This is a genomic window from Streptomyces fradiae, from assembly GCF_041270065.1.
In the GTDB taxonomy this organism is placed as follows: domain Bacteria; phylum Actinomycetota; class Actinomycetes; order Streptomycetales; family Streptomycetaceae; genus Streptomyces.
The window spans coordinates 2,200,814-2,218,721 of sequence record NZ_CP065958.1 but is presented as its reverse complement, the minus strand read 5'-3'; the positions used below and the strand labels follow the sequence as shown (position 1 = coordinate 2,218,721).

Annotated in this window: 20 protein-coding genes; 10 read left to right on the top strand and 10 right to left on the bottom strand. The window is 72.9% G+C overall.

Annotated features, from left to right (window positions below; genetic code table 11):
• Positions 1-100 precede the first annotated feature (100 nt).
• The 4 genes from JAO84_RS09960 to JAO84_RS09945 all read left to right on the top strand — a co-directional run bounded on the left by JAO84_RS09960 (position 101) and on the right by JAO84_RS09945 (position 4,639).
• Entirely contained in the window at positions 101-1,765 is a 1,665-nt protein-coding gene (locus JAO84_RS09960) for an alkaline phosphatase (RefSeq protein WP_370412322.1), read from the top strand.
• 42 nt (positions 1,766-1,807) lie between these two features.
• A complete protein-coding gene (locus JAO84_RS09955) occupies positions 1,808-3,094 on the top strand; it encodes a Bcr/CflA family multidrug efflux MFS transporter (RefSeq protein WP_370412320.1) in 1,287 nt (428 codons plus the stop codon).
• A 25-nt stretch (positions 3,095-3,119) separates the two neighbouring features.
• Positions 3,120-3,590 carry a hemerythrin domain-containing protein gene (locus JAO84_RS09950; RefSeq protein WP_370412318.1) on the top strand — a complete coding sequence of 157 codons (471 nt, stop codon included), beginning with the start codon at positions 3,120-3,122 and terminating at the stop codon, positions 3,588-3,590.
• A 65-nt stretch (positions 3,591-3,655) separates the two neighbouring features.
• On the top strand, positions 3,656-4,639 hold the full coding sequence (locus tag JAO84_RS09945) for a small ribosomal subunit Rsm22 family protein (protein WP_370412316.1): 984 nt from the start codon (positions 3,656-3,658) through the stop codon (positions 4,637-4,639).
• A 42-nt stretch (positions 4,640-4,681) separates the two neighbouring features.
• Here JAO84_RS09945 and ddaH read toward each other — a convergent pair whose 3' ends face one another.
• On the bottom strand, positions 4,682-5,518 hold the full coding sequence (ddaH, locus tag JAO84_RS09940; RefSeq protein ID WP_370412314.1) for a dimethylargininase: 837 nt from the start codon (positions 5,516-5,518) through the stop codon (positions 4,682-4,684).
• Between the two features lie 157 nt (positions 5,519-5,675).
• Between ddaH and JAO84_RS09935 the strand changes: the two genes are divergently transcribed.
• Positions 5,676-6,338: a TetR/AcrR family transcriptional regulator gene (locus tag JAO84_RS09935; protein WP_370412312.1), complete on the top strand. Its 663-nt coding sequence runs from the start codon at positions 5,676-5,678 to the stop codon at positions 6,336-6,338.
• Between the two features lie 157 nt (positions 6,339-6,495).
• Positions 6,496-7,272 (top strand): bifunctional DNA primase/polymerase, encoded by a 777-nt coding sequence (locus JAO84_RS09930; protein WP_370412310.1) that lies wholly within the window; start codon positions 6,496-6,498, stop codon positions 7,270-7,272.
• Between the two features lie 34 nt (positions 7,273-7,306).
• On the opposite strand, the gene JAO84_RS09925 is transcribed toward JAO84_RS09930, so the two are convergent.
• Genes JAO84_RS09925 through efeO form a run of 4 tightly spaced genes read right to left on the bottom strand, consistent with a single transcriptional unit; the run spans position 7,307 to position 11,772 of the window.
• The gene (locus tag JAO84_RS09925; RefSeq protein ID WP_370412308.1) at positions 7,307-8,320 is read right to left on the bottom strand and encodes a hypothetical protein; all 1,014 of its coding nucleotides are present in this window, start codon (positions 8,318-8,320) and stop codon (positions 7,307-7,309) included.
• 25 nt (positions 8,321-8,345) lie between these two features.
• The gene (gene efeU / locus JAO84_RS09920) at positions 8,346-9,239 is read right to left on the bottom strand and encodes an iron uptake transporter permease EfeU (protein ID WP_370412306.1); all 894 of its coding nucleotides are present in this window, start codon (positions 9,237-9,239) and stop codon (positions 8,346-8,348) included.
• Between the two features lie 33 nt (positions 9,240-9,272).
• Positions 9,273-10,574, bottom strand: a complete 1,302-nt coding sequence (efeB, locus tag JAO84_RS09915) for an iron uptake transporter deferrochelatase/peroxidase subunit (protein WP_370412304.1) — start codon at positions 10,572-10,574, stop codon at positions 9,273-9,275.
• Positions 10,575-10,605: 31 nt separating this feature from the next.
• Positions 10,606-11,772, bottom strand: a complete 1,167-nt coding sequence (efeO, locus tag JAO84_RS09910) for an iron uptake system protein EfeO (RefSeq protein ID WP_370412302.1) — start codon at positions 11,770-11,772, stop codon at positions 10,606-10,608.
• A 369-nt stretch (positions 11,773-12,141) separates the two neighbouring features.
• Here efeO and JAO84_RS09905 point away from each other — a divergent pair, with 369 nt between their 5' ends.
• Positions 12,142-12,810 (top strand): PhzF family phenazine biosynthesis protein, encoded by a 669-nt coding sequence (locus JAO84_RS09905; RefSeq protein ID WP_370412300.1) that lies wholly within the window; start codon positions 12,142-12,144, stop codon positions 12,808-12,810.
• Between the two features lie 3 nt (positions 12,811-12,813).
• Here the strand turns inward: JAO84_RS09905 and JAO84_RS09900 are convergent, their stop codons facing one another.
• Together JAO84_RS09900 and map are read right to left on the bottom strand one after the other, a co-directional pair.
• A complete protein-coding gene (locus tag JAO84_RS09900; RefSeq protein ID WP_370412298.1) occupies positions 12,814-13,467 on the bottom strand; it encodes a heme oxygenase (biliverdin-producing) in 654 nt (217 codons plus the stop codon).
• Positions 13,468-13,617: 150 nt separating this feature from the next.
• Positions 13,618-14,475, bottom strand: a complete 858-nt coding sequence (map, locus tag JAO84_RS09895) for a type I methionyl aminopeptidase (RefSeq protein WP_370412296.1) — start codon at positions 14,473-14,475, stop codon at positions 13,618-13,620.
• A gap of 57 nt (positions 14,476-14,532) precedes the next feature.
• Here map and JAO84_RS09890 point away from each other — a divergent pair, with 57 nt between their 5' ends.
• The gene (locus tag JAO84_RS09890) at positions 14,533-14,823 is read left to right on the top strand and encodes a hypothetical protein (protein ID WP_370412294.1); all 291 of its coding nucleotides are present in this window, start codon (positions 14,533-14,535) and stop codon (positions 14,821-14,823) included.
• On the opposite strand, the gene JAO84_RS09885 is transcribed toward JAO84_RS09890, so the two are convergent.
• Together JAO84_RS09885 and JAO84_RS09880 are read right to left on the bottom strand one after the other, a co-directional pair.
• A complete protein-coding gene (locus tag JAO84_RS09885) occupies positions 14,820-15,602 on the bottom strand; it encodes a hypothetical protein (protein WP_370412292.1) in 783 nt (260 codons plus the stop codon). The two genes, JAO84_RS09890 and JAO84_RS09885, sit on opposite strands and share 4 nt — an antisense overlap.
• Positions 15,599-16,165, bottom strand: a complete 567-nt coding sequence (locus JAO84_RS09880) for an RNA polymerase sigma factor (RefSeq protein ID WP_370412290.1) — start codon at positions 16,163-16,165, stop codon at positions 15,599-15,601. Before JAO84_RS09880 ends, JAO84_RS09885 begins: the two co-directional genes overlap by 4 nt.
• Positions 16,166-16,358: 193 nt before the next feature.
• Between JAO84_RS09880 and JAO84_RS09875 the strand changes: the two genes are divergently transcribed.
• Complete coding sequence (locus JAO84_RS09875) at positions 16,359-16,859, top strand: plastocyanin/azurin family copper-binding protein (RefSeq protein ID WP_370412288.1); 501 nt, start codon at positions 16,359-16,361, stop codon at positions 16,857-16,859.
• A gap of 2 nt (positions 16,860-16,861) precedes the next feature.
• Positions 16,862-17,275, top strand: coding sequence for a hypothetical protein (locus JAO84_RS09870; protein ID WP_265861931.1), 414 nt, complete (start codon positions 16,862-16,864; stop codon positions 17,273-17,275).
• Between the two features lie 4 nt (positions 17,276-17,279).
• On the opposite strand, the gene JAO84_RS09865 is transcribed toward JAO84_RS09870, so the two are convergent.
• On the bottom strand, positions 17,280-17,885 hold the full coding sequence (locus tag JAO84_RS09865) for a hypothetical protein (RefSeq protein ID WP_265861929.1): 606 nt from the start codon (positions 17,883-17,885) through the stop codon (positions 17,280-17,282).
• Positions 17,886-17,908 lie beyond the last annotated feature (23 nt).

Genomic DNA, 17,908 nt, shown 5'->3' with positions numbered 1-17,908 from the left:
GAACTCATTCGTCCGACACGTGGATGTTCTGTACCCGACAACGTGAGGTCGTTCCGTCCCCCTGCAATCGGAAGCACCACATCCGTCAGGGGAGGGGACCATGACCGCCGCACCCACGTATGTCGACGAACTCCGCGCCGCCGCCCGCCACTTCAGCCGGCACCTCGCCGGGCGCCCGCACCTCGGCCGGCGCCGCTTCCTCACCACGACCGGCGCCGCCGCCGCGCTCGCCTTCTCCGTGAACCTCCCGGCCACCGGCACGGCCGCGGCCGCCGAACTCGACGCCCGCCGCATCACCGAGAACCCGTTCACCCTCGGCGTGGCGTCCGGCGACCCCCTGCCGGACTCCGTCCTCCTGTGGACCCGCCTCGCCCCCCGCCCGTACGAGACCGGCGGCGGCCTGCCCACTGGCACCCGGGCCGCCGTCACCTGGGAACTCGCCCACGACGAGCGCTTCACCCGCGGCGTCCGGCGCGGCTCCGTGATCGCCCACCCCGAGTACGCCCACACCGTGCACGTCGAGGTCGGCGCCCTCGCCCCCGGCCGCCCGTACTTCTACCGCTTCCGCGCCGGCGACTGGACCAGCCCCGTCGGCCGCACCCGCACCGCACCCCCGCCCGGCGCCCACAACACCCACCTCAGCCTGGCCGCCGTCTCCTGCCAGGCCTACCCGGACGGCTACTTCACCGCCCACCGGCACCTCGCGCGGGAGGACGTCGACGTCGTCTTCCACCTCGGCGACTACATCTACGAGTACCCCGTCCCCTCCACCGCGGCCGACCGCGGCTATCCCGTCGGCACCCTCCCCGACGTCTTCAACCACGAGACCGTCACCCTGGAGGACTACCGGCTGCGCTACGCCCTCTACAAGGCGGACGCCGACCTGCAGGCCGCGCACGCCGCCCACCCCTTCGTCGTCACCTGGGACGACCACGAGACCGAGGACAACTACGCCGACGACATCCCGCAGAACGGGGTGCCGCCGGAGGAGTTCCTGATCCGCCGCGCCGCCGCCTACCGCGCGTACTGGGAGAACCAGCCGCTGCGCACCCCGCAGCGGCCCACCGGCCCCGACATGCGGCTCTACCGGCGCCTGCGGTTCGGCCGGCTCGCCCAGTTCGACGTCCTCGACACCCGCCAGTACCGCTCCGACCAGGCGTACGGCGACGGCTGGCAGCTGCCCGGCCCGCTCGTCGACGACCCGGCCCGCACCCTCACCGGCGCCACCCAGGAGCGCTGGCTGATCGACGGCTGGCGCGGCTCGCACGCACGGTGGAACGTGCTCCCGCAGCAGGTCATGTTCGCCGAGCGGCGCAATCTGACCACCCCCGCGTACAAGCTCTCCATGGACGCCTGGGACGGCTACCGGGCCTCCCGGCAGCGGGTCCTCGCCGGCGCGGCCGCGGCCGGCGTCGACAACCTGCTCGTCCTCACCGGCGACGTGCACGTCGCCTTCGCCATGGACATCAAGGCCGACCACCGCGACCCGGGCTCGCGCACCGTCGGCACCGAGATCGTCACCACGTCCATCTCCAGCGGCCGCAACGGCGCCGACAAGCCGGCCAACCACGCCACCCTCATGCAGGCCAACCCGCACATGAAGTTCTACAACGGGCGCCGCGGCTACGTGAAGGTCACGCTCGGCCTCGACAGCGCCCGCGCCGACTTTCGCACCGTCTCCGCCGTCACCACCCCGGGCGCCCCGCTCGCCACCGCCGCCTCCTTCGTCACGGAGGCCGGAAGGCCCGGTCTCACGCCCGCCTGACCCGCGTAACCTGGGACAGGTTTCAACGAAACGGAGCAGTCGATGCCGGAGAGCGGCCGGGCCCCCGCCCAGACCGAGGACCACATACCGCACGCGGTACAGCACGCGCCGGCCGCGACCGCCGCCCGGCGGGCCGGGCTGCTCGTCACCCTCGTCCTCGGCGGGCTCACCGCCCTCCCGCCGCTCTCCATGGACATGTACCTGCCGGCCCTGCCGGAGGTCACCAGGTCCCTGCACTCCCCGGCCGCCACCGTCCAGCTCACCCTGACCGCCTGCCTCGCCGGCATGGCGCTCGGCCAGCTCGTCGTCGGCCCCATGAGCGACAAATGGGGCCGGCGGCGCCCGCTGCTCGTCGGCATGATCGTGTACGTCCTCGCCACCGCCGTCTGCGCGCTCGCCCCCACCGCCGAACTCCTCATCGGCTTCCGGCTGCTCCAGGGCCTGGCCGGTGCCGCCGGCATCGTCATCGCCCGTGCCGTCGTCCGCGACCTGTACGACGGCGTCGAGATGGCCCGCTTCTTCTCCACCCTCATGCTGATCTCCGGCGTCGCCCCGATCGTCGCCCCGCTCATCGGCGGCCAGATCCTGCGGATCACCGACTGGCGCGGCGTCTTCTACGTGCTCACCGTCATCGGCCTCGCCCTCACCCTGGTCGTGTGGCGCTTCCTGCACGAGACCCTGCCGCCCGAACGGCGCCACCCGGGCGGCGTCGGCGAGGCCCTGCGCACCATGCGCGGACTGCTCGCCGACCGGGTCTTCACCGGCTACATGCTGGCCGGCGGCCTCGCCTTCGCCGTGCTCTTCGCCTACATCAGCGCGTCGCCGTTCGTGGTGCAGGAGATCTACGGCGCCTCCCCGCAGACCTTCAGCCTGCTCTTCGGGCTCAACTCGGTCGGCCTGGTCGCCGTCGGCCAGATCAACGGCAAGCTGCTCGTCGGCCGGGTCAGCCTCGACAAGGCGCTCGGCTGGGGCCTCGGCATCATCCTCGTCGCCGCGACCGCGCTGCTCGTGATGACCAGCGGCGTCTTCGGCGACCCCGGCCTGGTGCCGGTCGCCGCCGGGCTCTTCGTCCTCATGTCGGCGATGGGCCTGGCCATGCCCAACACCAACGCCCAGGCCCTCATGCGCACCCCGCACGCCGCCGGCTCCGCCTCCGCGCTGCTCGGCACCTCCTCCTTCCTCATCGGCGCCGTCGCCTCCCCGCTCGTCGGCATCGCCGGCGAGACCACCGCCGTGCCGATGGCCGTCGTCCAGGTGAGCTGCGCCGTCGCCGCGCTCGGCTGCTTCCTCCTGATGTGCCGCCCCTGGCGCGCCGCGCCGGCGAAGTGACCGCCCCGGTGTGACGATCCGGGGCATGTGCCACTACTGCGGCTGCCGCGACATCCCCCTGATCAAGGAGTTCATCGCCGAACACGAGGCCGTCACCGACCTCGCCGGGGACGCCGTACGGGCCCTCGACACCGGCGACCCGGCCCGCGCCCGCGCACTCGTCGCCGACATGGCCGGGCGGCTGCGCACGCACTGGGCGGGGGAGGAGCGCGGCCTCTTCGCGGTGATGCGGGAGAACGAGGAGTACGCGGCCTACATCGACGCCCTCGTCCGCGAACACCGCGAGCTCGCCGCCTTCCTCGCCGCCCTCGACCTCGACGACCCGGAGGACCGGGCCGCCTTCGTCCGCTCCGTCGACGAGCTGCACGCCCACATCGCGAAGGAGGAGGACGGCCTCTTCCCCGCTTCCCTCACCGAACTCACCGGCGACCAGTGGAACGCCTCGATGGCGGCATGGCGCGCGGTGCACGCGGACGGGGTCGGGGCGGTGCCGTAGGCCGCGCCCCGGTCCGCGTCGGCGAAGGAGGCCGGCGAACGAGGACGTCGAACTAGAATGTCGCGGTGAACGCCTCCGCCCCCTCCGCCGACACCCTGCGCGCCGCGCTCGGCGCCGTACTCGACGGGCTGCCGCCGCGGCAGGCCGCGCAGGCCGTCGAGCGGCTGATCGCCAACTACCGCGGGGCGACCCAGACGCACGCGCCGGTGCTGCGCGACCGGTCCGATGTCGCCGCCTACGCCGCGTACCGGATGCCCGCCACCTTCGAGGCGGTACGGGCCGCGCTGTACGCCCTCGCGGACGCCGCGCCCGACTGGACGCCCGCCACCCACACCGATGTCGGCGGCGGCACCGGCGCCGCGAGCTGGGCGGTCGCGGAGGCCTGGGAGGGCGCCGCCCGCACCACCGTGCTCGACTGGGCCGAGCCGGCCCTCGCGATCGGCAAGGAGCTGGCCGGGGGCGTGTTCGAGGCCGAGTGGCGGCGCGAGCGCATCGGCTCGGCCCTGAAGCTCGCCGAGACCGACCTGGTGACCGTCTCGTACGTCCTCAACGAGCTCACCGAGGCGGACCGCACCGCGCTCGTCACCGAGGCCGCCCGCGCCGCGCGGGCCGTGGTGATCGTCGAGGCCGGCACCCCCGACGGCTACGAGCGGATCATCGCCGCCCGCACCCTCCTCGTCGAGGCCGGCTTCACCGTCGCCGCGCCCTGCCCGCACAGCGGCGCCTGCCCGATCGTGCCGGGCAGCGACTGGTGCCACTTCGCGGCCCGGGTCAGCCGGTCCTCGCTGCACCGCAAGGTGAAGGGCGGCTCGCTGCCGTACGAGGACGAGAAGTACGCGTACGTCGCCGCCACCCGCTTCCCCGTCACCCCGGCCCCGTCCCGGGTGACCCGCAAGCCGCAGATCCGCAAGGGCCAGGTGCTCCTGGAGCTGTGCGGGCCGGACGGGCTCGGCAGGGAGACGGTCACCAAGCGGCACGGTGCGCTGTACAAGGAGGCCAGGGACGCGGACTGGGGCGACCCCTGGCCCCCGGAGACCGACGAGGACTGAGGGCGAGGACTGAGAGCGAGGACTGAGGGCGAGGACTGAGCGCTAGACCGCGGCGCGCAGCTCCTGCGTGCAGCACTTCACGCTGCCGCCGCCCTTCAGCAGCTCGCCCAGGTCCATCCCGACCGGCTCGAAGCCACGCTCCCGCAGCGGCTCGTACAGGCCCACCGCCGCCTGCGGAAGCAGCACGTGCCGGCCGTCGCTCACCGCGTTCAGACCGAGCACGGCGGCGTCCGCGGCGCCCACGAGCAGGGCGTCCGGGAACAGGCGCTTCAGGACGGCGCGGCTGCCGGGGGAGAAGGCGTCCGGGAAGTACATGAGCTCGTCCCGGGCGTCGTCGAGGACGCTCAGCGCGGTGTCCAGGTGGTAGTAGCGCGGGTCCACCAGCTCCAGGCCGATCACCGGACGCCCGAAGAACTCCTGGGCCTCGTCGTGCGAGAGCGGACTGGAGCGGAAGCCCCGGCCGGCCAGGATCCACGAGGCGGTCACGGCGAAGTCGCCCTCGCCCTCGTTGACGTGCTCCGGCACCCGGAGGTCCGCCTCCGGGCAACCGTTTCGCCGGAACCAGTCCAGGTGCGCCGCCGCCTCGCCGGACCGCTCCGGGTGGGCGAACCGCGCCCCGAGCACCCGGCCGTCCACCACGGTCGCGCCGTTCGCGGCGAAGACCATGTCGGGCAGGCCCGGGACGGGGTCGAGCAGCTCGACGGTGTGGCCGAGCGCGCGGTAGCGGTCGCGCAGGTCCTCCCACTGCGCGAGCGCCAGGCGCAGGTCGACCGGCTTCGTGGGATCCATCCAGGGGTTGATGGAGTACGTCACCTCGAAGTGCGTGGGTGGGCACATGAGGTAGCGGCGGGGCGAGGGCTCACGCGGAGTGGTGCGCAAAGAGGGCTCCTCTGCTGTACGAGGTGCTGATCGGCGAGCGCTGATCTGTGAGCCCATGGTGCGCTTCCGGGGCGTCCCGCGCAGTGGACCGTTCGGGTGGTTCGGATGAAGATCAACCGGCGAGACGATGCGTCTCGTCGACTGCTAGATTGGACGCATGTCCGATACCCAGGCCTCCGACCCCCAGGCCTCCGACGCCAAGGCCCCCGACCCGAAGGCGCCCGACGCCTCCCGGCGCAGCGAGCGCTCCCGGCGCGCCATCTACGCCGCCGCCCTCGCCCTCGTCGCCGAGCACGGCTACGCCAGGACCACCGTCGAGGGCATCGCCGCCCGCGCCGGAGTCGGCAAGCAGACCATCTACCGCTGGTGGCCCGCCAACTCCAAGGCCGCCGTCCTCCTGGAGGCCTTCCTCGACCTCGCCGAGGAGGCGGCCGGCGGCCCCGCCGGGAGTGAGATCCCCGACACCGGCGACCTCGCCGCCGACCTCAAGGCCGTGCTCCGCGCCACCGTCGACGAGCTCAACGACCCCGCCTTCGACCGGACCGCCCGCGCGCTCGCCGCCGAGGGGATCGTCGACCCGGACCTCGGCGCCGAGTTCACCGCCCGGCTCCTGGAACCCCAGCTCCGCCTGTACGCGCGCCGCATCGAGGCCGCCCAGGCGGCCGGCCTGGTCGACCCCGCCGCCGACCCCCGCATCGCCCTGGAGCTCCTCGTCGGCCCCCTTCACCACCGCTGGCTGAACCGCACCCTGCCGCTCACCCACGCCTACGCCGACTCCCTCGTCGACCTCGTGCTGCGCGGGCTGCTCGTCCGGAAATGAGACCCCGGTTCCCGACTCCGGTCACCCGGGGCGCAGGATGGTGGGACCATGGAGTGCCGACCGGGTGAACTCCGGGCGGGCGCCGGACGACCACCGGGCGAGCATGCGTGTGACCACGAGCGCGACCATGAGTGTGACCATGAGTGTGAGGGGATAGATGGGCGACGGCATCGGCCGCTACCGCGGCACGGAGAGCAGACTCGCGCAGTGGTTCCGCAGGCGCTCCAAGCCCAAGCCCTCGGCGGCCGAGCTCGAGAACGGACGCGAGAAGTCGATCCTGGCCGTCGCCGCCGCGGGAATGCCCGTCGCGCCCGCCGCCTACCCCGTCGGATACCGCTGCTCCTGCGAGCGGATCGGCTGTCCCACCCCCGCCCGGCACCCCGTCTCCTTCGCCTGGCAGACCCAGTCGACCACCGACCGCGCCCAGATCGAGCGCTGGGCCAAGGGCCACCCCGAGGCGAACTTCATCACCGCCACCGGCATGGTGCACGACGTGCTCGACGTGCCCCTCGCCGCCGGCCGGGCCGCCCTGGAGCGGCTGCTCGCCGAGGGCGCCGAGGTCGGCCCGGTGTCCGTCTCCGAGGCCGCCGAGGACCGGCCCGACGCGGGCCGTATGTACTTCTTCACCGCCACCCGCGGCACCCCCGAGGACGAGGACGAGTGGTGGCCCTGCGAGCTGGACTGCCACCCCGAGACCATGGACGAGCACCCCGGCCTGCGCTGGCACTGCCGCGGCTCCTACGTCCTCGTGCCGCCGTCCCGGCTCCCCGGTGACGAGGGCAGCCAGCCCGTCCTGTCCTGGCTGCGCGGCCCCGAGCACGCGCTGCCCGAGCCGCTGAACCTCCTGGAGGCGCTCACCGACGCCTGCGCCCGGCACGCCGCCGAGCGGGCGGAGCAGGGTGAGTCGGCCGACCACGAGATCGCCTGGCGCTGAGCCGGGGCCTGCCCGGCAGGGGCGCACCGGCGGCCTACGAGCCCTCCGCCGCCGTCACGCCCTGCAGCCGGCCCAGGACCTCGACGCCGTCCGTCTGCGTGCCCGCCGGCTTCACCAGGGCCGCCTGGCTGGACACCCAGCGCTTGGTGATCGTGTTCTTGATCTCGCCGGTCATCAGGGCCCGCACGTCCGCGCCCACCTTCGGCCGGTAGCCGGGCGCGGCGGTCTGCCGCTCGAAGTAGCGGGTGGCGAAGAAGACCAGGGCGCCGCCGTCCTCCGTCGCGAGGGCGAGCGGCGCGAAGTCGCCCCGGCTCTCGGCCTGGTCGACGTACTGGGTGGCCAGGCCCGGCCGGTTGGCGGCCTTGGTGCGTTCCGTGCGCCAGCCGGTGGTGTGGGTGCCGGGCGCGAACAGCCCCTGCTGCCCGTCCTTGAGGAAGGACACGTACCGCTCGCCGAGCCGCCCCGGTGCGACCGCGAGCTCCGTGCCGCCGGCGGCGACCGGCACCGCGTACCCCTCCTCGGTGCGGAAGGCGGGCACCTCGTCCGGGGACAGGATCGACAGGTAGGCGACCTCCCACGGCTTCGCGGCGCTGTTGCGTACGAAGACGACCAGCCAGCGGGTGTCGTTCGGGCCCTTGTCGGTGTCCCGGTTGGAGTCGGTGTCGGCGACGAACCAGCGCGGCCAGCCGGCCTTGCGCGGCACGACGAACTTCGCGTCGGTCAGTTCGAGCGGCGTGTGGTTCTTGTTGCCGCCGGGGGTGGTGATCTGCCGCGAGCGCAGTCCGGCCTGGTTGATCTCGCCGAGCGGACCGGTGACCTGGTCCGCGTCGAGGGCCGGGTCGTACGCCTTGTCGGCCTTGTTGTAGGCCGCGGTGAACTCCTGGAGGGCCTGCGCGGCCTCGGCCGGGCTCGCCGCAGGGATCAGCGCCTGCTCGCCGTGGACGGTCACACAGCCGCTCGCGGTCAGCGCGAGCACGGTCGCGGCGATCACCGCCAGGCCCGGCCGGCCCGTGCTTCCCGGTCGGCCCGGCCGGCCCACCGAGCTCATTCGGCCCGGTCGGCCCGGCAGCGCGTCAGCCGGTCGCCTCGGCCTGGTTCGCCCGGTTCGGCTCAGCCTTCTCATCGCTCTCGGTCGCCTTCTGCTTCTCCACCCGCCTGGACGGACCCGACCCTACCGGGGCCAGGAAGATCGCGAGCGTGGGGATCAGATACAGCGCCCACACCGTGATCTGAACGACCGTCGGATCCGGCTGGAAGTTGAACACGCCCTTCAGCAGCGTGCCGTACCAGCTGTCCGGCGGGATCGTCGCGGAGATGTCGAAGGCCTTGTTCTCCAGGCCGCCCAGGAAGCGGGCCTCCTGCAGGTCGTGCACGCCGTACGCGAGGACGCCGGCCGCCACCACGACCAGCATGCCGCCGGTCCAGGTGAAGAACTTCGCCAGGTTGATCTTCAGCGCGCCCCGGTAGAACAGCCAGCCGAGCAGCACCGCCGTGAGGAGGCCGAGCACCACACCGGTCAGCGGCGCGTACGTGCCGTCCGAGGAGGCCCGTACCGACGCCCACACGAACAGCGCGGTCTCCAGGCCCTCCCGGCCGACCGCGAGGAACGCGGTCGCGACCAGCGCGCCGGTGCCCATCTGCAGCGCGGCGTCCAGCCGGCCGTGCAGCTCGGCCTTCAGATGCCGGGCGGTGCGCCGCATCCAGAAGACCATCCAGGTCACAAGCACCACGGCGAGGATCGACAGCGAGCCGCCGAGCAGCTCCTGCGCCTCGAAGGTCAGCTCCTGCGAGCCGAATTCGAGCCCGGCGCCGAAGGCGAGCGCGAGTCCGACCGCGACGCCGATGCCGATCCAGATCGGCCGCAGGGCGTCCCGGCGCCCCGTCTTCACCAGATACGCGATGAGGATGCAGACGACGAGGCTCGCTTCGAGCCCCTCGCGCAGGCCGATCAGATAGTTGCCGAACACGGCGGTTCCCTTCTTGGATACGCGGCGAAGCGGTTACGCGAACAGCTCCCGGCCCCACCAGTCGTCCTTGTCCCGGACGCCGGGCGGAACCGCGAAGATCGCCGAACCCACGTGCTGGGTGTACTCGTTGAGCGCGTCGCTGCGGGACAGCGAGGTCTGCACCGGGATGAAGCCGGTGCGGACGTCCCGCTGGTAGGCGAGGAAGAAGAGACCGGCCTCAAGCCGCCCGAGGCCGTCCGTGCCGTCGGTGAAGGAGTAGCCGCGGCGCAGGATGGTCGCCCCGCCGTTGGAGTCGGGGTGCGCGAGGCGCACGTGCGAGTCCGGCTTCATGGCCTTCAGGAACGGCTCGTCGTGCTCCTTGGCCTTGCCGACCGGCGCGCCTTCCTTCTTGTCGCGGCCGAAGATGTCCTCCTGCTCGGCGAGCGGAGTGCGGTCCCAGGTCTCGATGTTCATCCGGATCCGGCGGGCCACCAGGTAGGAGCCGCCGTCGAGCCAGGCCGCCGGGCCCTGGGCGTCCTTGCCGGACACCCACACGTGCTTCTCCAGGCGGTCGGTCTCGGTGCCCGCGATGTTGCGGGTGCCGTCCTTGAAGCCGAAGAGGTTGCGCGGGGTCTGCGCGTCCGGGGTGGTCGAGGAGGTCTTGCCGAAGCCCAGCTGCGACCAGCGCACCGCGACCTTGCCGAAGCCGATCCGGGCCAGGTTGCGGATGGCGTGCACGGCGACCTGCGGGTCGTCCGCGCAGGCCTGCACGCACAGGTCGCCGCCGCTGCGGGCCGCGTCCAGGTTGTCGCCGGGGAACTTGGGCAGGTCGACCAGGGCCGCCGGCCGCTTGCCGGCGAGCCCGAAGCGCCCGTCGAAGAGCGAGGGGCCGAAGCCGATGGTGAGGGTGAGCCGGGAGGGCTTGAGGCCGAGGGCCTCGCCGGTGTCGTCCGGCGGCGCCTCCGGCAGGCCGCCGTAGGCGCCCTCGCCGACCTCGTGACCGGCCGTCATCCGCTCGGCGGCCCGGGTCCAGTCCTTCAGGAGCTGGATCAGCTCCGCGCGGTCGGTCGTCTTCACGTCGAAGGACGCGAAGTGCAGCCGGTCCTGGACGGCGGTGGCGATGCCGGCCTGGTGGGCGCCGTGGAAGGGGACGGCCGAGCCGGTGTCGGCGACCGGGGCGGTGTCGTCCTCGCGGCCCCGGGCCAGGGCGACGGCGCCGCCCGCGGCGGCTGCACCGAGCGCGAGCCCGGCGCCGCCCCAGCCGATGACCGCGCGGCGGGAGGGCGCGGAGCCCTCCGGCCGCCCGGCGACCCGAGTGTCCTCGGCGGTCGCCGTGGTGGTGGTGTCCTCGCTCATGTCCGGGGCCCCTTCTCCCTCGTGCCCTCTGCTACTTCACGACCGCGGCGGCGAGCTTGGAGAGCGGCTCGGCCAGCGCGTTGACGCCGTCCGACAGCTCCTTGCGCTCGGGCTTGCCGACCTTGTCGTACGAGGTGAAGACGTAGCTCGCCTTGTCCGTGCGGTACTTGTCGAGCAGGGTGTTCAGGGCGGCGAACTGCTTGTCGAGTTCGGCGACCAGCTTGGGGTCGTTCTTCTGCGCGACCGGCTTGAGCAGCTCGTAGGACTTCTGGGCGCCCTCGACGTTGGCCTTGAAGTCGACCAGGTCGGTGTGCGAGTAGCGCTCCTCCTCGCCGGTGACCTTGCCGGTGGCGACCTCGTCCAGGAGCTCCTTGGCGCCGTTGGCCATCGAGGTGGGGGTGATGTCGGCCTTGCCGACCCGCTTCACCCAGTCCGCGAGGTCCTTGTCGAGGAGGTCGGCGAGCTGCTTCTCGCGGTCGCCGATCTTCTTGTCCTGCCACAGCGCCTTCTCCAGGCGGTGCCAGCCGGTCCAGTCCTTCGCCGGGTCCTGGCCGGCCTCCAGGCCGTCCTCGCGGACGTCGACCTTCGGGTCGATGTCGCCGAAGGACTCGGCGACCGGCTCGGTGCGCTCCCAGCCGATGCGGGAGTCGGCGTAGGCCTTCTTGGCGGCCTCGACGTCACCGGCGCGGACCGCGTCGGTGAAGGTCTTCACCTTGGGGAGCGTCTCGTCGGCCTGCGCCTGCACGTACTGGCGGTAGGCGGCGACGGCCGCGTCCATCTCGGGGGAGCGCTTCGGGCCCGCGGCGGCGCCCTTGCCGGCGGTGGCGGTGACCTTCTGCTTGATGCCGTCGCCCTTCATGCCGGGCTTGCAGGCGATCTCGTAGTCACCGGCCTTGATCTCGGCGGTGACGGTGGCCTTGGTGCCGGGGCCGATGTTCTCGCGCTCGGTGACGATCCGGGCGTCCGGGTAGAGGACGTAGACCTCGGTGACCTTGCTGCCGCGGTTCTCCACGTTCAGCTTGAGGTGGCCGGCCGGGAAGGAGGTCTTGGAGACCTCGCAGGAGTCGTCCTTGGCGATCACCGTGACGCCGTCGGCCTCGCCGCCCTTGGCGTCGCCTTTCTGCGCGCAGCCCGTGACGGCGGCCAGGGCGGCCGCGGTCGCGGCGGCGGTGACGACGGAGAGGCGGACGGCTCGCATGAAGGCTCCACTCGGGGACGGTCGCGGGGGCGACCAGCGGGACGGATCGGCGGTACGGATCAGCGGTACGGGGTGAGGCGGACCTAACTTAACCGAGGCTTACCTCAGCAATACCCACCCGTCCAGTGATTCAGCTCTCAGGCCCGACGCACAGGACACGGTGCGGTCACAGCGGACTCATGGACGTTCCACGGCTTGGTCAAGGGACGGTCAAGCAGGGCGATTTGCCCCGATTCGGGTTACGTGTGGGTAGTACGCGGCGGCTGAGCGAGGTCGTCGGCTGGCTCCCGTACGACGAGGTGCCGAATCGCACCTGGCCGATTCCCGGCGGACCGGCGGAGTGGGACGCCTGGATGCTTCAATTCCGCCATGAACACGACTGACATCGACGTCCTGCGGGTCTTCTGCGCGGGCGACGGACGCCACGGCAACGCCCTCGGCGTCGTGCGCGACGGGCGCGCGTACCCCGATGAGGCGGCGCGGCAGGCGCTCGCGAAGGAACTCGGGTTCAGCGAGACCGTGTTCGTCGACGACCCCGAGCGGGGCGTCGTCGACATCTACACGCCCGGCGTCCGGCTGCCGTTCGCCGGGTATCCGCTCGTCGGGGCCGCCTGGCTGCTCGACCTGGAGGTGGTGTGCCCGCCGGCCGGTGAGGTGTGGGTGCGCGGGGACGGGGAGTTCACCTGGATCGAGGCCCGCGCCGAGTGGGCGCCGCCGCGCACCCTGCGGCAGTACGGCTCCGCCGCCGAGGTCGACGCGCTGACGGTGCCCGAGCCGGGGGAGTGGATCTACGCGTGGGCCTGGGAGGAGGAGGCCGCGGGGCGGATCAGGGCGCGCGGCTTCCCCGGGCGCGGCGACGGCATCGACGAGGACGAGGCGACCGGCGCCGCCGCGCTGCTGCTCACCGCCGAGCTCGGCCGGGCGCTCAACATCACCCAGGGCCGGGGCTCGCAGCTGCTCACCGCCCCGGGCCCGGACGGCATCATCGAACTCGGCGGCCGGTGCCGCCTGGAGCGGACCATTCCGCGGCAGGCGTAGGCCCTAGGCGGCGCTGAGCGGGAACTCGCCCGCCAGCTCGCGGAACACCGCGCCGTTGAAGTCGAAGGCCCGCTTGCACTCGTCGACGATCCGCTGCTTCTCCAGGTCGTCGGCGTCCACCGCGTCGAGCAGCTCCCGGTAGCCCCGCTTGAACGCGGCCGGGTTGGCGATGCCCTCGAAGACGTAGAACCGCACGCCGTCGCCCTTGCGCGCGAAGCCCCAGGTGCGCTCGGCCCGGTCGCGGATGATCTGGCCGCCCGACAGGTCGCCCAGATAGCGGGTGTAGTGGTGGGCGACATAGCCCGCGGGCCAGACCCGGGCGCACTCGGCGACCCGCGCCGCGTACGCCTCCGTGGCCGGCAGCGCTGAGACGCCGGCCCGCCAGCCCGGGCCCCGCAGATGCGCGAGGTCCTGCTCCAGGGCGGCCGTGCGGAACAGCTCCGGCTGTATGAAGGGCCCGGCGACCGGGTCGGCGCGCAGCGCCTCCGCGCCGTCCTCGAGCGCGCGGTACACGAACCACAGCTGCTCCGTGTAGCGCGCGTACGCGCCCACGGCCAGGCGTCCGCCGAGCAGGTCGCTCATGAACGTCGACGACTCCGCCTCCGTGTGCTGCGCGTGCGAAGCGGTGCGGATGAGCGTCGAGAAGGGCGTGTTCAAGGCGTGCCTCCGGGACCGTCGGGACCGTGGGGTGACCGCAGGGGTCGGGAACCACCTCGATCGTGCCGACTTAGGCTTACCTAAGTCAACTGGTTCCCGACGTCCTGTCGGTAAAAACGCTACCCCTCGAACGGGTCAGGGCAACGTGAGTCAGGGCAGCGTGAGGATGTCGGCCCCGGTCTCGGTCACCACCAGCGTGTGCTCGAACTGCGCCGTCCGCTTCCGGTCCTTGGTCACCACGGTCCAGCCGTCGTCCCACATGTCGTACTCGTGGGTGCCGAGGGTCAGCATCGGCTCGATCGTGAAGGTCATCCCCGGCTGCATCACCGTCGTGTGGTGCGGCGAGTCGTAGTGCGGAATGATCAGCCCGGAATGGAAGGACGAGTTGATGCCGTGCCCGGTGAAGTCCCGCACCACGCCGTAGCCGAAGCGCTTGGCGTACGACTCGATGACCCGCCCGATGATGTTGACCTGGCGGCCCGGCCGGACCGCCTTGATCGCGCGGTTCAGCGACTCCCGGGTGCGCTCCACGAGCAGCCGGGACTCCTCGGCGACGTCGCCGCACAGGTAGGTGGCGTTGTTGTCGCCGTGGACGCCGCCGATGAAGGCGGTCACGTCCAGGTTCACGATGTCGCCGTCCCGCAGCACCGTCGAGTCCGGGATGCCGTGGCAGATGACCTCGTTGACGGACGTGCACAGCGACTTCGGGAAGCCGCGGTAGCCGAGGGTGGACGGGTAGGCGCCGTGGTCGCACAGGAACTCGTGTGCGACCTCGTCCAACTTGTCCGTGGTCACACCGGGCGCGATGTGCTTGGCTGCCTCCTCCATCGCCTGCGCGGCGAGGCGGCCGGCGGTCCGCATCCGCTCGACGGTCTCCGCGTCCTGCACCTCGGGACCGGTGTACGGAGTGGGGGCGGGCTTTCCGACGTACTCGGGGCGGCGGATGGCTCCGGGAACGGAACGGTGGGGGGACAGCTCCCCCGGTACGAGAAGCGACTGGCCAGACATGTCAGCGAGTCTAACGACCGCGTCTGGGGCAGCATGGTGACGGAGGAAGGAGCCGAGATGGCCCTGTTCAAGAAGCGTACGGCCGGCAAGCCGGGCGAGTGGTTCTACTGCCTGGAGCACAAGAAGGTCGAAGAGGGCCCGGAATGCCCCGCCAAGAACCGCTTCGGCCCCTACGCCTCCCCCGAGGAGGCCGCCCACGCCATGGAGACGGCCCGCGAGCGGAACCTGGAATGGGACACCGACCCGCGCTGGCACGAGCGGTCGGACAAGGGCGGTGACGACGCCGGCGGCGTTGACGACGGTGACGACGACACCGACGACGAGACCGAGAACGAGAAGACCGACTAGGGCCCGGCCGGCGCGGCGTCCGCGCCCGCGCCCGTGCCCGCGTCAGCGAAGTGGGCCGTCGCCAGGACCGTGCCGTCCCCGGCCACCAGCCGGGCACCGGCCAGCGTCGCCGGGTCCACGGCGGCCGGGGCGCCCCAGTAGCCGTAACCGGCCCTCACCGGGAACGACCCCAGGGGTACGGCGGAGCCGTCGGCCCGGACCAGGAGGCACCGCACCGGGCCGTCGCCCGCGGCGGCCCGTTCGCCCAGGTCGACGGACATGTACACCCAGCCGTTCCCGCCCGTGGCGTCCACCGGGTGCGCGTAGATCCGGCCCACCGAGCTCCCGTCGCCGGCCACCAGCTCCGCCGCGAGGACCCGCGCCCCCGCCTCCACCACCCCCGTCTCCGCCGGCGCCCCCTCCACCACGGTTCCGACCGCCCATCCGCCGAACCCGAAGGCCAGGGCGGCGGCGGTGCCGGCTGCCGCCAGCCGGAAGCGGCGCATCCGGGTGCGGGGCGCCGAGCCGGCGGGTGCGGGTGCGGGTGCAGGGGTGGCGGGGGCTGCCGGGCCCATGGCCCGGACCACCCGGCTCTCGAAGCCCACCGGCGGTTCGGCGCCCGGGAGCAGGGTCAGCAGGCCGTCTCCGACCGCCGTGAGGCGCTGCACGTACGCGCGGCAGTCCGGGCAGCGGTCCAGGTGGGCCACCGCCGCCGCGCGGTCACGGGCCGGGAGGACGCCGAGCGCCAGTTCGGCGGCGTCCTCGTGGAGCCGCTCGCAGTCGGTGCCGAAGCCGTTCACCGCGTCCCCTCGCTCTCCAGGAGCGCCCGTACCTTGATCGTCCCGGCCCGGATCCGGGTCTTCGCCGTGCCCAGCGGCACTGCCTCGAAGGCGGCCACCTCCCGCGCCGTCATCCCGTAGATGCCGGCCATCACCAGCGCCCGGGCCTGTTCCCGGGGCAGCTCGGCCACCGCCCGCCGGACCTTCTCGGCCGCGTCGTCGGCGAGCGCGCGTCGCTCCGGCGTCTCCGTCACGATCCCGACCAGCGCCTCCAGGTCTTCCGGGGCCACCGGGGTGGCGCGGCGCGCCCGTACCGCGTCGATCGCCAGGTTGTGCGCGATCGCCGTCAGCCAGGTCCGCACCGAGCCGCGCCGCCCGTCGTACACCTGGGCGTGCCGCCAGGCCCGCTCGAAGGTCTGCTGGGCCACGTCCTCCGCGAGCCGCGGATCGCCGACGACGGCGACCGCGACCCCGTAGACCGGGCGCTGGAAACGGCGCACGAACGCCACCGCGATCTCCGGATCGCCGGTGGCGAGACCGGAGAGCAGTGCCTCGTCGGGAACCCGTTCCAGCGGAAGGCCCATGCGTCCCACACCTGTGGATACGTCCGACACCCGGGAAGGGATGGCCGGACTCCGACCCCGATCCCATTTTCCGCCCGGCCCGTGATCCCGGCCCCACGGTCCCGGCCCCCGGTCCCGGCGCGGGGCAATCCGGGCGCGGCCCCGCGCCGTATCCCCTGTGGGGGACCGGAGCACCGATCCGGAGGACCGAACGATGACGGAGCCAAGAGAGCGCATCCGAAACCGGACACGAAGCCGGGCACGGACCCGCACGCTGCTCGTCCTTCCGGCCGCCGCGCTGGCCGGCCTCCTCGCCGCCTGCGGCAATGACGACGGCGGCGGTTCAAGCAGCGGCACCACCACCCCGCCGCCCGCGGGCGCGACCCGGGTCACGACGGACCTGGCCGACTTCAAGATCACCCTGTCCCAGCAGAACTTCACGCCCGGCACGTACGCCTTCGTCATGACGAACACCGGGCAGCACGACCACGCCCTGGAGATCGAGGGCCCGGGCGGCGAGAACCGTTCGGACACCATCGCCCCGGGCGAGTCGACCACCCTCACGGTGACCCTGAAGGACGGCACGTACGAGATCTACTGCCCGGTCGACGGCCACAAGGACCTGGGCATGAAGACCGAGATCACGGTGGCGGGCGCCCCGGTCAACACCCCGACCACCCCCAGTAACCCCAGTACTCCCGGCAACGGTTACTGACCATGGCTACGGACCGGACCCGCCGCGTCGCCGTACTGGTGCTGCGGCTGGCCGCCGCGGGGCTCACCGCGACGATGGGCGCGATCCACCTCCACCTGTGGGCCGAGGGCTACCGGGACCTGGCCACCATCGGTGACCTGTTCCTGCTGAACGGCGTCCTCGGCTGCGTGCTCGCCCTGGCCGTCCTCCTGACCCCGTACCGCTGGCTCGGCCTGGTCGCCACCGCCACGGCACTGTTCACGGCGGGCACCCTGGGCGCGCTGTTCCTGAGCCTCACCACGGGTCTGTTCGGCTTCGAGGAGTCGGCGGACGCGGAGCTGGTGCGGCCCACGATGGCGGTCGAGACGGCCGGTGTGCTCGTCCTGACCACCCTGGCGGTCGCCGCCCTGAGCCACCGCCACCACCGACCTCGGTAGCTGCTCACCACCGCGCCGGCGGCGGCGCCGTCAGCCGGTCCGCGAGCCGCGACAGACGGTCGCGGAAGCCGAGGCGGCCGCGCGGGGCCGAGGGGAGGCAGTTCTCGCCGGTGGCGGCGCTGACCAGGTGCTGGACCGTGTCCAGGTCCACGCCGGCGTCCGCCGGGACCGCCAGGGTCTCGTGGGCGAGGCCGTGCAGCTCGGTGTCGCCGGCGTCAAGGGAGAGCACCGTCGCACCCGCGCGACGGGCGTCGTGGACCCGTTCCAGCAGGCCCTCGTCGGGCCGGGACGGCGCCACCATCAGCAGCGTCGCACCACGGCCCGCCGACTCGATCCGGCCGAGGCCGACCGCCAGATGCGCCGGGTCGCCGGGGCGGGCCCGGTGCCGGACCAGGGTCGGGGCCAGCTCGGGGCGGCCCGACCAGGCGGCCTCGTCCACCAGGTGCGCGGCCAGGTGCCACGGCTCGTACTCCGCCGTGCCGACCAGGAGCAGCCCGCCGCCGTGCGGGACGACCGAGGAGCGCAGCGAGCCGGCGAAGCGGCGGGCCGCTCCCGGCCATTCGGTCCCGGCGAGCACTTCGCGCAGCAGCGCGACACGTACGGCGTCCATGGCCCCGGATGGTGCCCCAGCCG

Coding starts and splice junctions, on each gene's coding strand:
- JAO84_RS09960 (WP_370412322.1), top strand. CDS start 101: ATGACCGCCGCACCCACGTATGTCGACGAACTCCGCGCCGCCGCCCGC.
- JAO84_RS09955 (WP_370412320.1), top strand. CDS start 1,808: ATGCCGGAGAGCGGCCGGGCCCCCGCCCAGACCGAGGACCACATACCG.
- JAO84_RS09950 (WP_370412318.1), top strand. CDS start 3,120: ATGTGCCACTACTGCGGCTGCCGCGACATCCCCCTGATCAAGGAGTTC.
- JAO84_RS09935 (WP_370412312.1), top strand. CDS start 5,676: ATGTCCGATACCCAGGCCTCCGACCCCCAGGCCTCCGACGCCAAGGCC.
- JAO84_RS09930 (WP_370412310.1), top strand. CDS start 6,496: ATGGGCGACGGCATCGGCCGCTACCGCGGCACGGAGAGCAGACTCGCG.
- JAO84_RS09925 (WP_370412308.1), bottom strand. CDS start 8,320: ATGAGCTCGGTGGGCCGGCCGGGCCGACCGGGAAGCACGGGCCGGCCG.
- efeB (WP_370412304.1), bottom strand. CDS start 10,574: ATGAGCGAGGACACCACCACCACGGCGACCGCCGAGGACACTCGGGTC.
- efeO (WP_370412302.1), bottom strand. CDS start 11,772: ATGCGAGCCGTCCGCCTCTCCGTCGTCACCGCCGCCGCGACCGCGGCC.
- JAO84_RS09905 (WP_370412300.1), top strand. CDS start 12,142: ATGAACACGACTGACATCGACGTCCTGCGGGTCTTCTGCGCGGGCGAC.
- map (WP_370412296.1), bottom strand. CDS start 14,475: ATGTCTGGCCAGTCGCTTCTCGTACCGGGGGAGCTGTCCCCCCACCGT.
- JAO84_RS09890 (WP_370412294.1), top strand. CDS start 14,533: ATGGCCCTGTTCAAGAAGCGTACGGCCGGCAAGCCGGGCGAGTGGTTC.
- JAO84_RS09880 (WP_370412290.1), bottom strand. CDS start 16,165: ATGGGCCTTCCGCTGGAACGGGTTCCCGACGAGGCACTGCTCTCCGGT.
- JAO84_RS09875 (WP_370412288.1), top strand. CDS start 16,359: ATGACGGAGCCAAGAGAGCGCATCCGAAACCGGACACGAAGCCGGGCA.
- JAO84_RS09870 (WP_265861931.1), top strand. CDS start 16,862: ATGGCTACGGACCGGACCCGCCGCGTCGCCGTACTGGTGCTGCGGCTG.
- JAO84_RS09865 (WP_265861929.1), bottom strand. CDS start 17,885: ATGGACGCCGTACGTGTCGCGCTGCTGCGCGAAGTGCTCGCCGGGACC.